We start from the raw sequence: 15020 nt of genomic DNA, 5'->3' as shown, positions 1-15020 counted from the left end.
GCCGCGATGCACGAAATCCAGGCGGGCCAAGGACACATGCCTGCGCTCGTTAACACTCGCCCCGTAAAGCATCTCGAAACGGGACTGTCGCCGCGATAGAGGGCCGAACCGCCGCTTGCGCCTTGCCTTTGCGCGGTTCCGGGCACACATAGCGCCGGATGACGAGCCCAAGCATGACACTGGACCGGTCCTTGCAGAACCGGCGATGGTTCGCCGTCGCCCTCATGCTCGGCCTCATCGCGGCCATGGCGATCGCCTATGTGGGCCTTGGCGGACGGCCACAGGGCCGTGGCCTCACCGCACCGATCGGAGACACCGCGACAGCGGCCGGCAAGCCGGACAGCCCTGTCCCGGTCGTCGAGCCGCTGGTGCTGGACGCGTCCAACCCGGACGAAGCGCGCAAGCTCAACGCTGGAATCCCCTTCTCAAATGGACCAAACCCGGCCGCCCGTCCCTTTAAACTCATCGGCGACGAAGCCACCCTCGCCCGCGCGACCGATTGCCTCGCCGCCGCGATGATCTACGAGGCGGGCGACGATGCCACCGGCGAGCGCGCCGTCGGCCAAGTCGTGCTCAATCGCCTGCGCCACCCGGCCTTCCCCAAGACGGTGTGCGGCGTGGTGTTCCAGGGTCAGGAGCGCACGACCGGCTGCCAGTTCACTTTCACCTGCGACGGCGCCATGGCGCGCACGCCCTCGACCGCCGCATGGGAGCGCGCCCGCGGCCTCGCGAGCCAGATGCTCGCGGGCGACGTCTACAAGCCGGTCGGCTACTCGACCCATTATCACACCGACTGGGTGATGCCTTATTGGAGTAGTTCGCTCGACAAGGTCACGGCGGTCGACACCCATCTCTTCTTCCGCTGGAAAGGCTGGTGGGGCACACCCGGCGCCTTCGCGAAACAGCTCGCGATCCCCGCCGAACCGGCCATCGCCAAGCTCGTCCTGCTCTCGCCTGCGCACAAGGACCAGACGACGGACGATCTGCTTTTCGCCAGCGGTCAGCTCAAGGGCAGTCTCGTCGACGACCGAGGCCCCACGCTGGCGCTCGGCCCCGATCTGATCGGCAAGCGCGTCGGCCCCGGCCAGCTCATGGCGATCGAGCCAGGCGGCAACGGCTTCGTCATGATGCTCGACAAGGGCGGCGACCCGGCGCGCTATGCCGAGGCCGCCAGGCGGATCTGCACGGGCCGCGCCCAGTGCCGCCTGCTCGCCTGGACCAATCCGCGCGCGACGCCCAAGGCCTTCCCGGTCGAGGAAGCCGCGCTGCCATCCATGTCCTTCTCCTATATCCGCATCAAGGACACCGGCTTCGAGCGGATGCTCTACAATTGCGAGGAATTCCCCTCCGCTCCGCGCATCCAATGCATGGCGAAGCGCATCCCCACCATGGCACCGTCCCGGCTGATCGCCGACGACAAGGGCGACAAGGGCCGCATCAAGCTACCGGAAGCCGGCAGCCGTCTGCTCGCCGACGAGAAGAAGAGCGAGCTGGCCCCGACCAGGCGGCCGGTCGAGGTGATCAAGCTGCAGCGGCCGACCGCGCAGGCGGACGGCGCGCTGACGCCGGGCGCGCCCTGAAATCTTTCGTCACCCCAGCGGAAGCTGGGGTCTCGCGCGCCGGAGATCCCAGCTTCCGCTGGGGTGACGAAAATTCAGCGTCTCAGCCTTGAAATGCCGCCTCAAGCCGCCGTCAGGAATGCCTCGGGCGGCAGCGCCATCAGCACTTCGGCGCCACCCTCGATCTTGCGCCGCAGCGCGCCCGCATCGGGCATGATCCGCTCGGCAAAGTAGCGCGCCGTCACCAGCTTGGCATTGAGATAGGCCGGATTGCCGGTGCCCGCCGCAATCTGTGCCTGCGCCGCCCGCGCCATCTTCAGCCACATCATGCCGACCGCCACGATGCCCATGATGTGCATATAGGCATAGGCAGCCGCCCCGGCATTGTTGGGGTTGGTCATCGCGTTCTGCAGCAGCCACATGGTCGCGGCCTGGAGCTGCTGGTTCGCCTTCTCCAGCGCCTCGGCCACCGCCGCCGTCTCCGGCACGGCCTTGCCGAGCGCCACTTCCTCGCCGATCAGCTTGAAGAAGGCCTGGATCGAGCGGCCGCCATTGGCCGGCAGCTTCCGGCCGACCAGGTCCATTGCCTGCACGCCATTGGCGCCCTCGTAGATCATCGCGATCCGCGCATCGCGCACGGCCTGCTCGACGCCGGTCTCCCAGATATAGCCATGACCGCCGAACACCTGCTGCGCCATCACCGTCACGTCGAAGCCGCGATCGGTGCCGTATCCTTTGATCACCGGCGTCAGCAGCGAGATCAGATCGTCGGCCGCGACGCGCTCTTCCTCGGTTGGCGCCATTTTGGCGAGATCGACCTGCAGCGCGCCCCAGATGCACAGCGCGCGCAGCCCCTCGGTGATCGCCTTGCCCTCCATCAGCATGCGGCGCACGTCCGGATGGACGAAGAGCGTGTCGGCGGGCTTGTCCGGCTCGGCCGGGCCGGTCAGCGCGCGGCCCTGGCGCCGCTCCATCGCGTACTGCACGGAATATTGATAGGCCAGTTCCGCCTGCGCCAGGCCCTGCAGGCCGACGCCAAGCCGCGCCTGGTTCATCATGATGAACATGGCGGCAAGGCCCTTATTCTCCTCGCCGATCATCCAGCCGGTCGCACCGTCATAGTTCATGACGCAGGTCGCGTTGCCGTGAATGCCCATCTTGTGTTCGATCGAGCCGCAGGAAACCGCGTTGTGATCGCCGAGCGCGCCATCGTCGCCGACGAAATATTTGGGCACGAGGAACAGCGAGATGCCGCGCGATCCGGCGGGCGCGCCGGGCGTCTTGGCCAGCACGAGATGGATGATATTCTCGCTCATCTCGTGCTCGCCGGCCGAGATGAAGATCTTGGTGCCGCTGATCCTGTAGCTGCCGTCCGCTTGCGGCTCGGCCTTGGTCTTGATGAGGCCCAGATCGGTGCCCGAATGCGGCTCGGTGAGGTTCATCGTGCCGCACCACTCGCCCGAGACCATCTTGGGCACATATTTCTGCTGCAGCGCTTCGTCGCCTTTGACGAGGATGGCCGCGACCGCCGCGCCGGTCAGCCCATGATACATGTTGAAAGCATGATTGGCCGAGGTGAAATATTCCTCGACCGCGATGGAGAGCACCATCGGCAGCCCCTGCCCGCCAAATTCCTCCGGCGCGTGCAGCGTCGTCCAGCCGCCGGCGACGAACTGGTCGAATGCCTCCTTGAAGCCAGGCGGCACGGTGACGGTGCCGTCATCGTTGCGCTTGCAGCCGATCTGGTCGCCCACCGCGTTCAGCGGATGCAAGACTTCGCTGGCGAACTTGCCGCCTTCCTCGAGGATCGCCGCGACGATGTCGCTGGAGGCCGATGCGAAGCCGGGGACATTCGCCATCCGGTCGAGACCGATGATCTCGTCGAGGATGAACATCGTGTCGGCGACGGGCGCGGTATAGCTGGGCATTGGGCTCTCCTTGTCGATGGGCCGGCATCGGAGAGGCTCCTGTCCGAACCCTTTCAATCACCGTCACCCTGAACTTGTTTCAGGGTCCATCCCGCCCCGCAAACTGCGGCCTCAGAGGAACGATGGATGCTGAAACGAGTCCAGCATGACAATCCGATAGAACTCAGTCTTTCGACTGGCGCTGATTCTCTTCGACCAGGGCAACGAAGCTCGTCAACTCCGCAATCGCCTCGTCAATATCCTTGCGCTGGCTCTCGAGCAGGTCGATCCGCTCGCGGCACTTGGCGATGGTGAACTCGCGCTGCGTCCTGCGGCCGTCGCCCGCGTCATACAGATCGATCATGTCGCGAATCTCGGCGAGGCTGAAGCCGACGCGCTTGCCGCGCAGGATCCAGGCGAGCCGGGCGCGGTCGCGATGGCTGTAGATGCGGGCAAGGCCCTGGCGGCGCGGCGCGATCAGCTGCTCGTCCTCGTAGAAACGCAGCGCGCGCGGCGTGACGCCGAACTCCTCGCACAGATCCGAAATGCTGAACTCTTCCCGGCCCACCTGCTCGGGTTGGGGAATACCGGCGATCATGTTTGGCTTGGACATGACTTCGCCCTAATCACTCCTTACGTTTACGTCAACGGCAAAGCGGCTGCCCCCTGGCATCGCGCGTTCCCCGTGCCGTAGCGACATCGCGATCCAGACGTGGAAAGGCCACGCCCGAAAACGACCCTCGACTGGAGCAGAGCGCGGCACAATGAAGATCGAGCCCGCCCGGCATGACGATCTTGTCCCCCTCGTAGCGCGCGACGATCATGCATTCCGATCCGGCGCCATCGAAGCGCAGCAACAGCTTGTCGGCCGAGAGCCTGGCGTGACCCGTGCCCCGGCAATATTCCTCGCCGCCGATCCGCGTCTCCGCGCCGAAGCGATAGCGGCCCCGCGCGCTGCCGTCCGGCACGACGCAAAGGCTGTCCGAGCCGCCCTCGTAGCGGCGACCATAACGGCCGGAGGGATCGATCTGGGCGGTGTCGGGCAGGGCTCCGGTCTCGACCGCGAGCGCATCGAGATTTTCCGAGGCGGCGCTCCCGCTGCTCGCCTCGGCATCGGCATAGTTGCGCTCGTCGGCATCGCTGCAGGCTGCCAGACCAGCCAGGCCGAGCATCAGCAAGAGGGTTCGCCGGCCTCCTCGCGCGATCACGCGGGCCCCGCTCCCTCGTCGATCCAACTCAGCCCATCCTTGGTGACGCGGCGATAGAAGCAGCTCCGCCGGCCGGTGTGGCAGGCCGGGCCGGCCGGCTGCACGATCAGCCAGAGCGCATCCTGATCGCAGTCGATCCGCATGTCGACGACGCGCAGCTCGTTGCCGGACTCCTCGCCCTTACGCCAGAGCTTGCTCCGGCTGCGCGACCAGAAATGCGCGACCCCGGTCTCGACCGTCGCCGCGAAGGCATCGGCATTCATATGCGCGAGCATCAACAACTCGCCCGTTTGCGCATCGCTGGCGACGGCGGTGATCAGCCCGTCGCGGTCATATTTGGGATCGAGCGCGAGGCCCGTGTCGCGTGTGTCTGCCATGCGGGCGCTATAGGGGGCGGTTCGGCGCAGGCCAAGGCTTCATCGGTGCTCGGGAGCATAGCCAGCCAAACCTGTCTCCCTTCATCCCTCCCTGTCATCCCAGCGAAAGCTGGGATGACGGAAACGACTGCCTTTTTGCCGAACGAACGCCAACGCGCTGCCGCGTCGCTCGCCCCCTCAGCCCCGTCCGATCAGCCCGCGCGCCATCTCATCCGCGACGTCCGCCGCCGGCCGCCCCGTCGTCGCGCTCTGGTCCCAGATCGCCCGCAGCCGCTCGGGGATCTGCTCGATCCGAGCCATCACCGCATCGCCATCGCCGAGCTGGAAATATTCCGTGGCGACATTGATGATGCCGCCGGCGTTGATCACATAATCGGGGGCATAGAGGATGCCGCGCGCATGCAGCAGCTGTGCGTCGGCCGCCGTCGCCAACTGATTGTTGGCGCCGCCCGCGACGATGCCCGCCCGCAGCAGCGGGATCGAGCGCGCATCGAGGATCGCGCCGAGCGCATTGGGGCTGAACACGTCCGCCTCGACGGTCATGATCGCATCGGCGCTCACCGCCTCCGCGCCCAGCTCCGCCGCCAGCGCCTTCGCGCGCTCGACATTGACGTCCGCCAGCGTCAGCCGCGCGCCGTCGGCCGCCAGCTTGCGCGCCAGCCCGCCGCCGACCGCGCCGAGCCCCTGGATGGCGACATGCACACCGGAGAGGTCGTCACGCCCCAGCCCGCGCGCCACCGCAGCCCTGACGCCGAGATGGACGCCGATGGCCGTCAGCGGCCCCGGACTGCCGCCCGCCTGCCCGCCAGCGACCGGCAGACCGGAGACATGGCGCGTCCGCTCGGCGATGGTCTCCATGTCGCCATCGCTCATGCCGACATCCTCGGCGGTCACATAGGCGCCCGCCAGCGTCTCGATCGCGTCGCCGAACGCCAGCAGTTGCGCCCGCGTCTTGGGCTGGCCATCGGAGAGGATGACGCCCTTGCCGCCGCCCACCGGCAGCCCGGCCATTGCATTCTTGTAGCTCATGCCGCGCGAGAGGCGCAGCGCGTCGGTCAGCGCATCCTCCTCGCGCGCGTAGTGCCAGAAGCGCACGCCGCCGCTGGAGGGCCCGCGAAAGGTCGAATGCACCGCGATGATCGCGCGCAGGCCGGTCGCCGCGTCGGTGAAGAAATGCACTTTCTCATGATTGTCGAAATCGGGATGGGACCACATGCAAGACCGTCCTTCGCGCGAAGCTCTGACTGAACTCGCCGCTCCTGCGCGCAAACTGTGAGGAAAATGGGGCGATCGACGGGATCCGAACCCGCGACCTCTGGTACCACAAACCAGCGCTCTAACCAACTGAGCTACGATCGCCGCAGCGCCAACAGGCGCAATCGAGAGGCGGCCCATAGTGCGCCGATGGGGCCAGCGTCAAGGGCCGAGGGAGAAAGCCCCTCCTCTTCAGAGGAGGGGGAGAATTCAATCTCCCCAAACGGAAAAAGCCGGGCAGAGCCCGGCCTCCCGACAGGCACATGACGTCGCTCGCATGTGCCCAATCTGAAATCTGCCGCCGCCCCGGCTGACCGGAGCGTCGGCAGACGGTCAACCTTAGTTGACCGAGTCCTTCAGGCCCTTGCCGGCCTTGAACTTGGGCTGGCTCGAAGCCTTGATAGCCATCGTCTCGCCGGTGCGCGGATTGCGACCGGTGGACGCCTTGCGCTGCGAGACCGAGAACGTGCCGAAGCCGACGAGACGCACTTCATCGCCCTTCTTGAGCGACGCCGTGATCGCGTCGAAAACAGCCTCAACAGCCTTGCCGGCATCAGCCTTGGTCAAGCCGCTCTGGTCAGCGACGGAACTGATGAGATCCTGCTTGTTCATGCCTATGGAACCCCCTTCTAGGATGTGGTTTGTGGTAGGAATCGGGCGACGAAGGCGCGCATAAAGGCGTGGTTCGGCGCATGAGTCAAAGTTTTTTGCGCGGAATTGCTCCCGGGACCGCCGTTTTCGTCCGATTTTCCCCCCGCTTGGCATTTCGAGGGTGAAAATCACCGAAAGAGAGCCGCACCGGTGCTGGTTCGGCTCCCTTTCTCACGCTCAATGCCGGGCGCTTGTCCCGACGTCGGGGACCAGCCCACTCGGTGGTTGCGCGGCCAGATCGTCCGCTTCGGACCAGTCGATCGGCGTCAACGGCGCGACGAGCGCGCGCGCCAGCACCTGGTCGACATGGCTGACCGGAATGATCTCCAGCCCCTCGCGGATGTTCGCCGGAATCTCGGTCAGGTCCTTCTCGTTCTCCTGCGGGATCAGCACCGTCTTGATGCCGCCGCGCAGCGCCGCCAGCAGCTTCTCCTTGAGCCCGCCGATCGGCAGCACCCGTCCCCGCAACGTCACCTCGCCGGTCATCGCGACATCCTTGTGGACGGCGACGCCGGTGAGCGTCGAGACGATCGAGGTCACCATGCCGATGCCCGCGCTCGGCCCGTCCTTGGGCACCGCGCCTTCTGGCAAATGGATATGGATGTCCTTGCGGTTGAAGATGCTCGGCTTGATGCCATAGGCCGGCGCGCGCGCCTTCACATAGGAGAAGGCGGCCTGCACCGACTCGTTCATCACGTCGCCGAGCTTGCCGGTCGTCTTGACCGCGCCCTTGCCCGGCACCGTGACCGACTCGATCGTCAGCAGTTCGCCGCCGACTTCCGTCCAGGCGAGGCCGGTGACGCCGCCGATCTGGTTCTCCTCCTCGGACTCGCCGTGGCGGAACTTGCGCACCCCGGCGAACTCGCCGAGCGTCTCGGGCGTGATCGTCACGCTCTGCGCCTTGCCTTCGAGGATCTTGCGCAGCGCCTTGCGCGCGAGGCGCGCAATCTCGCGCTCCAGCGTGCGTACGCCCGCCTCGCGGGTATAATAGCGGATGAGGTCGCGCAGCGCCTCGTCCTCGATCGCGAACTCGCCGGCCTTGAGGCCATGCGCCTCGATCTGCTTCTCGATCAGGTGCTGCTTGGCGATCTCGAGCTTCTCGTCCTCGGTATAGCCCTCGAGCCGGATGATCTCCATGCGGTCGAGCAGGGCTTGCGGCAGGTTGAGGCTGTTCGCCGTGGTGACAAACATCACGTCGGAGAGATCAACGTCGATCTCCAGATAATGGTCCTGGAACTTGTTGTTCTGCTCCGGGTCCAGCACCTCCAGCAAGGCCGAGGCGGGATCGCCGCGGAAATCCTGGCCGAGCTTGTCGATCTCGTCGAGCAGGATGAGCGGGTTCATCGTACCGGCCTTCTTGAGGTTGGCCGCGATCTTGCCCGGCATCGAGCCGATATAGGTGCGGCGATGGCCGCGGATCTCCGCCTCGTCGCGCACGCCGCCCAGCGACTGGCGCACGAACTCGCGGCCGGTCGCTTTCGCGATGCTGCGGCCGAGCGAGGTCTTGCCGACGCCCGGCGGGCCGACGAGGCACAGGATCGGGCCGCGCAGCTTGTCCGAGCGCGCCTGCACCGCGAGATATTCCACGATGCGGTCCTTGACCTTGTCGAGTGCGAAATGGTCGGCGTCAAGCACCGCCTGCGCCTTGACCAGGTCCTTCTTGAGCTTGCTCTTCTTGCCCCACGGCAGGCCGAGCAGCGCGTCGAGATAATTGCGCACCACCGTCGCCTCGGCCGACATGGGCTGCATCGCGCGCAGCTTCTTGAGCTCGGTCTCGGCCTTGGCGCGGGCTTCCTTGCTGAGCTTGAGCTTCTTGATCTTGTCGGTCAGTTCGGAAAGCTCGTCGCCTTCCTCGCCTTCGCTGCCGCCCAGCTCGCGCTGGATCGCCTTGAGCTGTTCGTTCAGATAATATTCGCGCTGGGTCTTCTCCATCTGGCGCTTCACGCGGCCGCGGATCTTCTTCTCGACCTGCAGCACGCCCAGCTCGCCCTCCATGAAGGCGAAGACCATCTCCAGCCGCTTGAGCGGATCGGCCTCGACCAGCAGCGCCTGCTTGTCCGACACCTTCACCGCCAGATTGGCGGCGACGAAGTCGGAGAGGCGCCCCGCCTCGTCGATCTCGCGCAGCTGCACCGCCGTCTCGGCCGGCAGCTTCTTGTTGAGCTTGGCGTAATTTTCGAACTGATCGGCGACCGAGCGCATCATCGCCTCGACCTCCGTGCCCGCTGCGGACGCGTCCTCCAGCTGGCGCACCGTCGCCAGCATATGATCCTCGTCGCTCGACAGCGCGATCAGCTCGGCGCGCTGCTTGCCCTCGACGAGCACGCGGACATTGCCGTCCGGCAGCTTCAGCATCTGCACGATGCTGGCGATCACGCCCATGTCATAGAGCGCGTCGCGGTCGGGATCATCCTCGCTCGGGTCGAGCTGAGCGACGAGGAAGATGTCCTTGTCCCCGGCCATCGCCTTCTCGAGCGCCGTGACGCTCTTGTCGCGCCCCACGAACAGGGGCACGATCATCTGCGGGAAGACGACAATGTCCCGCAGGGGCAACAGGGGCAGGTCCAGATCCATGGTCACTCCAACTCTTCGGGCGCCGGCCCATAGCGGCCGCGCACTGACTTGTCCTTCATATCGGCCCCGCCGCGCGGCATTTCAATGATGCATCGCATCATCGGCCGCATCGCCTCTACGCGTTTCATTCCTAAGAAACTAATGCGGGCCAGAACCGCCGACTTGCTCAAAAGGGCAGTTTGAACCCCGGCGGCAGCGGGATCCCGCTCGCCATCTTGCTCATCTGCTGGTTGGCGACCTCGTCCGCCTTGGTCCGTGCGTCGTTGAAGGCGGCGACGACCAGATCCTCCAGCATGCCCTTGTCCTTGGGGTCGATCAGGCTGTCGTCGATCGAGAGGCCGATGATCCGGCCCTTGGCCGAGGCCCGCACCCTGACGAGGCCACCGCCCGCGACGCCCTCGACCTCGACAGTGTCGAGTTCGGCCTGCGCCTTCTGCATTTCCTCCTGCACACGGCTCGCCATGCCCAGAATATCGTTGAGATCCTTCATCTGCGGTCACTCCAGTTCTGATCCTGATCCGGCTCGACGAATGTCGCGCCCGGAAACGCATTCATCACCGCCGCGACGACCGGCGCCTCCCGCAGCGCATCTTCATGCGCCTGCCGCGCCGCCTGCTGCTGCTCGCGCAGGCTCGGCTCTCCGGGCGCGTCGGTCGAGGAGACGGTCCAGGGCTCGCCGGTCATATCCTTGAGCGCCGCCGCGACCTGTCGTGGGAAATCGGCATCGAGCGGCTGCAGGATGCGGAATTCCAGCACTGGCGGAGCATAGCGCACCGGGCTCACATAGTCATGCATCTCGGCGCCGAGGCGAGGAAAGCGATCGATGAGCGCCGCCACAAGCGTGCCGAAATCGGCGGGAAAGAGCGGTTCGGGCGCGGCTTGAGGCGCGGGCGTCGGCGCCACGACGGCGGACTCCGAGGCGCCTCCGCCGGCCGCAAGCTGCGGCGCGCCCGCCACGCCCTGCGCCGCCGCCGGAACGCCGTCCCGGATCATCCGCGCCAGATCGAGCGGATCGGGCATCGTCGCGGCATGGACCAGCCGCAGCAGCGCCATCTCGCAGGCCGCATGCGGCCGGGCCGCCGCGACCACCTCGGCATGGCCCTTCAGCAGCAATTGCCAGAGGCGATGCAGCACCGGGAAGCTCAAAGTCTCGGCCCAGCCGGCGACGTCCGCCCGCTCGGCCTCGGGGAGCCGCTCCAGCCCCGCCCCGCGCCCGGCCTTGGCCGTCGTCGCGGCATGGATCAGGTCCAGCAGCGCGTTGATCGTCGCGACCGGCTCGACGCCGAGCGCTTCCTGCTCGGCCAGTGTCGCCAGCAGCGCTGGCGCATCGCCGTCCAGAATCTGATCGAACAGCCGCCGCGTTGCGCCGCGATCCGACAAGCCGAGCATCTCGCGGACCTGATCGGCCCCCACTTGCGGCCTGCCATCGACCAGCGCGGCATGGGCAATCGCCTGATCGAGGATCGACTGGCCGTCACGCGCCGACCCTTCCGCCGCCGTCGCGATCAGCCGCAGCGCGTCCTCTTCGGCCTCGACGCCTTCTTTCTCGCAGATCATGCGGAAATTGCCGACGAGCAGATCGACCGGGATACGCCGCAGGTCGAAGCGCTGGCAGCGCGACAGCACGGTGATCGGCACCTTGTTCACTTCGGTCGTCGCGAACAGGAACTTCACATGCTCCGGGGGCTCCTCAAGAGTCTTTAGCAACGCATTGAAAGCATTGCGCGAGAGCATGTGAACTTCGTCGATGATGTAGATCTTGAAGCGCGCCGAGACGGTCGCATAGCGCACCGCCTCGATGATCTCGCGTACATCGTCCACGCCGGTATGGCTGGCGGCGTCCATCTCGATCACGTCGATGTTCCGCCCCTCGGCGATCGACCGGCACGGCTCGCAGACGCCGCAGGGATCGATCGTCGGCCCGCCCTGCCCCTCCGGGCCGATGCAGTTCAGCGCCTTGGCGATCAGCCGCGCGGTCGACGTCTTGCCGACCCCGCGCACCCCGGTCATCAGGAAGGCGTGCGGCAGCCGGTCGCGCTTGATCGCGTTGGCCAGCGTGCGCACCATCGCCTCCTGGCCGATCAGCTCGGCGAAGGTCTGCGGACGATAGGCGCGCGCCAGCACGCGATAGCCGCTCTGCCCGGGAGCGACGGCCTTCGGCGCCGGCGGTTCGCCCAGGTCGAAGCCCGGCCCGAGATCCATATCGTCTGGGGAATCACTCATTGCTCACCGATGTAGCGATTGATCGCTCACTTGTTTAGTGGCCAGCCCAGGAACGATGCATCACCCGGCGACCTCCGGCCCCGGCTCCGCCCGGTCCCCCGGCCACAGCAACGGAATCCCGATCCCCACCAGGATCAGTGCCATGCCGGCGAAATGATAGCCGTGGATCGGCTCGCCCAGGATCAGCGCGGCGAGCAACGCGCCGAACAACGGCTGCAGGTTCACCACATGCCCCGCATCGCCCGCCCCGATCGCCTCGACCGCGCCATTGTAGAGGAAATAACCGAGGATGGAGGGGAAGAGGATCACATAGGCGATGCCCGCCGCCACCGGCAGGCTCAGATGCACCGCCCGGCTCTGCAACTCGTGGATCGAGAAGGGTGCCATGCAGAGCGCGCCGATGAGGATGGTCAGCGCCATGAAGCTGAGCCCGTCGATGGGCGGCTTGAGCCGCAGCAACACCGTATAGAGCGACCAGAGCATGATCGCGACCAGCACCAGCAGGTCGCCGATGTTGAAGCGCATCGCCCGAATTGCGGCCGGATCGGCGCGCAGGATGATGATCGCCACGCCCGCCGCCGCCAGCGCGCAGCCGGCGATCTGCGCGATCCGCGGTTTCGTGCCGAAGAAGATCCGGTCGAACAGCAGCACCAGCGCCGGGATCGCCGCCTGCACCAGCAGGGTGTTGGCCGCGGTGGTATATTGCAGCCCGGAATACATGAAGGCGTTGAACGAGCCGACGCCGATCACGCCGAGCAGCAGGATCGCGGGCCAGTGCCGCCGGACAACCGGCCAGTCCGCCACGATCCGCCGCCGGGCCAGCGGCAGGGCGATCAGAGCCGCCCCGCCCCAGCGCAGGAAGGCCAATGTGAAGGGCGGTACGTCGGCGCGCATCGCCCGCGCAACGATGCTGTTGCCGGACCAGATCAGCATCACGAAGGCCAGCAGCAGATAGACGGTGCGGCGCGAGAGAGTCTGCAAGCACGAAGCCTTTCGGAAGGATCGGCCGCCTATGAGCCGCGCTCCGCTGCAGGGCAAGCAGGCGAGCCGACCGATGTTGGCTGTCCTACACGCCGAGCGCCATGGCATGATTCCCGCCTTGGTCGATTCTGTCACTCAGTGACGCCCGTTTCGCCGTTTAAATATTATGAGACCCTGTGACCTTCGTGAACTTCGAACGAAAATTACGCGCTCCAGCAACATTATCTACCCCGGCTTGCATTTGCCGACGAACCGGCATCTACTCCCGCTATGAAAAATTGAGGGAAACGCGCATCTTATGACCGCAGCCGAAGCGACGCCGACGCTCACCATTGTCGACCATGCCGACACGGCCTTCTTCGGCCATCCCAAGGGCCTCGCCTATCTCGCCTTCACCGAGGCGTGGGAGCGCTTCTCCTATTACGGCATGCAGACGCTGCTGGTGCTCTACATGGTCCAGTATCTGCTGCTGCCCGGCCATATCGAGCGCATCGCTTTGTTCGACGCGTTCCGGACCCTCCCGCTGTATCGCGGCCTGGACGGCCAGCCCCTCGCGTCGGCGATCTTCGGCACTTATGCCGCCTGCGTCTATTTGACGCCGATCGCGGGCGGCTTCATCGCCGACCGGCTGCTCGGCAAGCGGCTGACCGTGCTCGCCGGCGCGATCATCATGGCGCTCGGCCATTTCCTGATGGCCTTCGAGCTGAGTTTCCTCTTCGCTTTGCTCTGCCTCATCATCGGGTGCGGCTGTCTCAAGGGCAATCTCGCCAGCCAGGTCGGCGCCCTCTATGGCCCGGCGGACCTGCGCCGCGCCGACGCCTTCCAGATCTACTATCTCGGCATCAATGCCGGCGTGATCATCTCCTCGCCGATCGTCGGCACGCTCGGCCAGAATGTCGGCTGGCACTGGGGCTTCGGCGCAGCCGGCGTCGGCATGCTGATCAGCCTGTGCATCTACATCGCCGGGCAGAAATATCTCCCGGCCGATCATTTCCGTGCCCAGCGCAAGAGCGCCGCGAGCGCCGCGCCGCGCGAGCCGATGACCCGGCGCGACTGGCTGGCGCTCGCCGCCGTCGTGCTGCTCATCCCGGTCATGGCCGTGGCGATCGTCCCCAACAACCAGATCTTCAACGCGTACCTGACCTGGGGCGACGAGCATTTCGATCTTCAGTTCTTCGGCTGGCGCTTCCTGTCATCCTATCTGATCACAATCGATTCGATCGTTTCGGTCAGCTTCCTGCTGATCGTCTCCCTGTTCTTCCGCTGGTATGGAAAGCATTGGCGCGAGCCGGACGAACTCACCAAGATCATCATCGGCTCGCTCTTCTCGATCGGCGGTGCGCTCTGCCTGTTCATGGCCGCCGCGACCACGCCCGCCGGGCACAAGATCAGCATGGTCTGGCCGATGATGTTCGAGCTGAGCAACTCGATCGGCTTCGCGCTGACCCTGCCGGTCAGCCTCGCCTTGTTCGCACGGCTCGCGCCCAGGGCGCTCAATGCCACGGTGCTCGGCCTCTATTATCTCGCCTTCTTCGGCGCCAATGCGCTGGTCGGCTGGGTCGGCGGCTTCTATTCGACGATGCCCACGACGCTCTTCTGGCTGATGCATGCCGGGTTCGCGGCGGCGTCGGGCGCGGTGTTCCTGCTGTTCAAGCTGTTCCTGGCGAAGCGGCTGATGGGCGCGCCGGAGCCGGGCGTGGACCCGCTGCGGACATGACCAAGTCCCGGCTATATGTGGGTGGTGGAAGCCGGAACGACCCGCGGCAAAATCGTTGTGGCTGCTTCCGTCAGGATCTGACCAGGTTGGCGACGACCACGTCCGCCCGACTTCCGGGGGCGCATATGACGGCGGTCCGGTGAAAATGCAAGGGAGGCATGCATGAGCGCCAGAAGCGATCCGTCCCCCAAAGGCCGCGTCATCGGCCTTGGCGGCATCTTCTTCAAATCGCGCGACCCGGCCGCGCTTGCCGCCTGGTATCGCGATGTGCTCGGCATCGGCATGGAAGGCTGGGACGGTGCGATGTTCGCGCCCGGGCCCGACGGCCCGCCCTTTCAGCTCTGGAGCCCGTTCAAGGACGACAGCGACTATTTCGCGCCCTCGTCCCACCCCTTCATGCTCAACTTCGCGGTCGACGATCTCGATGCCTTCCTCGCCCGGCTGGCGGACAAGGGTGTCGAGCCGCTCAGGCGCGACGACGGCGATGACAATGGCCGCTTCGCCTGGATCCTCGATCCTGACGGCACGAAGCTCGAACTATGGGAACCAAAGACAGACTGACGGGACCG

Annotated in this window: 13 protein-coding genes, 1 tRNA gene and 1 other RNA gene; 3 read left to right on the top strand and 12 right to left on the bottom strand. The window is 66.0% G+C overall.

The genetic code is table 11. The annotated features are described in order from the left end of the window. Nucleotides 1–158: 158 nt before the first annotated feature. The gene (locus KK488_RS09240) at nt 159–1580 is read left to right on the top strand and encodes a cell wall hydrolase (RefSeq protein ID WP_214622867.1); all 1422 of its coding nucleotides are present in this window, start codon (nt 159–161) and stop codon (nt 1578–1580) included. A 101-nt stretch (nt 1581–1681) separates the two neighbouring features. Here the strand turns inward: KK488_RS09240 and KK488_RS09235 are convergent, their stop codons facing one another. The 11 genes from KK488_RS09235 to KK488_RS09185 all read right to left on the bottom strand — a co-directional run bounded on the left by KK488_RS09235 (nt 1682) and on the right by KK488_RS09185 (nt 12734). Continuing rightward, nucleotides 1682–3487 carry an acyl-CoA dehydrogenase C-terminal domain-containing protein gene (locus tag KK488_RS09235; RefSeq protein ID WP_214622866.1) on the bottom strand — a complete coding sequence of 602 codons (1806 nt, stop codon included), beginning with the start codon at nt 3485–3487 and terminating at the stop codon, nt 1682–1684. A 163-nt stretch (nt 3488–3650) separates the two neighbouring features. Next, on the bottom strand, nt 3651–4079 hold the full coding sequence (locus KK488_RS09230) for a MerR family transcriptional regulator (protein ID WP_214622865.1): 429 nt from the start codon (nt 4077–4079) through the stop codon (nt 3651–3653). 31 nt (nt 4080–4110) lie between these two features. Continuing rightward, nucleotides 4111–4674, bottom strand: a complete 564-nt coding sequence (locus tag KK488_RS09225; RefSeq protein ID WP_214622864.1) for a hypothetical protein — start codon at nt 4672–4674, stop codon at nt 4111–4113. Next, nucleotides 4671–5051 (bottom strand): phosphoribosyl-AMP cyclohydrolase, encoded by a 381-nt coding sequence (gene hisI / locus KK488_RS09220; protein ID WP_214622863.1) that lies wholly within the window; start codon nt 5049–5051, stop codon nt 4671–4673. Before hisI ends, KK488_RS09225 begins: the two co-directional genes overlap by 4 nt. A gap of 177 nt (nt 5052–5228) precedes the next feature. Beyond that, nucleotides 5229–6266, bottom strand: a complete 1038-nt coding sequence (locus tag KK488_RS09215) for a Leu/Phe/Val dehydrogenase (RefSeq protein ID WP_214622862.1) — start codon at nt 6264–6266, stop codon at nt 5229–5231. Between the two features lie 67 nt (nt 6267–6333). Next, a tRNA-His gene (locus KK488_RS09210) sits at nt 6334–6410 on the bottom strand. Nucleotides 6411–6644: 234 nt separating this feature from the next. Beyond that, complete coding sequence (locus KK488_RS09205; RefSeq protein ID WP_214622861.1) at nt 6645–6917, bottom strand: HU family DNA-binding protein; 273 nt, start codon at nt 6915–6917, stop codon at nt 6645–6647. Between the two features lie 216 nt (nt 6918–7133). Continuing rightward, nucleotides 7134–9530, bottom strand: a complete 2397-nt coding sequence (gene lon, locus KK488_RS09200) for an endopeptidase La (protein ID WP_214622970.1) — start codon at nt 9528–9530, stop codon at nt 7134–7136. Nucleotides 9531–9696: 166 nt separating this feature from the next. Beyond that, a complete protein-coding gene (locus KK488_RS09195; RefSeq protein WP_214622860.1) occupies nt 9697–10020 on the bottom strand; it encodes a YbaB/EbfC family nucleoid-associated protein in 324 nt (107 codons plus the stop codon). After that, the gene (locus KK488_RS09190; RefSeq protein WP_214622859.1) at nt 10017–11753 is read right to left on the bottom strand and encodes a DNA polymerase III subunit gamma/tau; all 1737 of its coding nucleotides are present in this window, start codon (nt 11751–11753) and stop codon (nt 10017–10019) included. Before KK488_RS09190 ends, KK488_RS09195 begins: the two co-directional genes overlap by 4 nt. A gap of 60 nt (nt 11754–11813) precedes the next feature. Further along, complete coding sequence (locus tag KK488_RS09185) at nt 11814–12734, bottom strand: DMT family transporter (RefSeq protein ID WP_250890212.1); 921 nt, start codon at nt 12732–12734, stop codon at nt 11814–11816. A gap of 298 nt (nt 12735–13032) precedes the next feature. Between KK488_RS09185 and KK488_RS09180 the strand changes: the two genes are divergently transcribed. Then, nucleotides 13033–14451, top strand: a complete 1419-nt coding sequence (locus KK488_RS09180; protein ID WP_214622858.1) for a peptide MFS transporter — start codon at nt 13033–13035, stop codon at nt 14449–14451. 22 nt (nt 14452–14473) lie between these two features. Here KK488_RS09180 and ffs read toward each other — a convergent pair. Then, nucleotides 14474–14567, bottom strand: an RNA gene (gene ffs, locus KK488_RS09175) — signal recognition particle sRNA small type. Nucleotides 14568–14613: 46 nt separating this feature from the next. On the opposite strand from ffs, the gene KK488_RS09170 reads away from it, so the two are divergent. After that, complete coding sequence (locus KK488_RS09170) at nt 14614–15012, top strand: VOC family protein (RefSeq protein ID WP_214622857.1); 399 nt, start codon at nt 14614–14616, stop codon at nt 15010–15012. Nucleotides 15013–15020: the final 8 nt, after the last annotated feature.

The organism is Sphingobium nicotianae (genome assembly GCF_018603885.1).
GTDB lineage: Bacteria > Pseudomonadota > Alphaproteobacteria > Sphingomonadales > Sphingomonadaceae > Sphingobium > Sphingobium nicotianae.
This window is presented reverse-complemented; position numbering and strand designations above follow the sequence as displayed.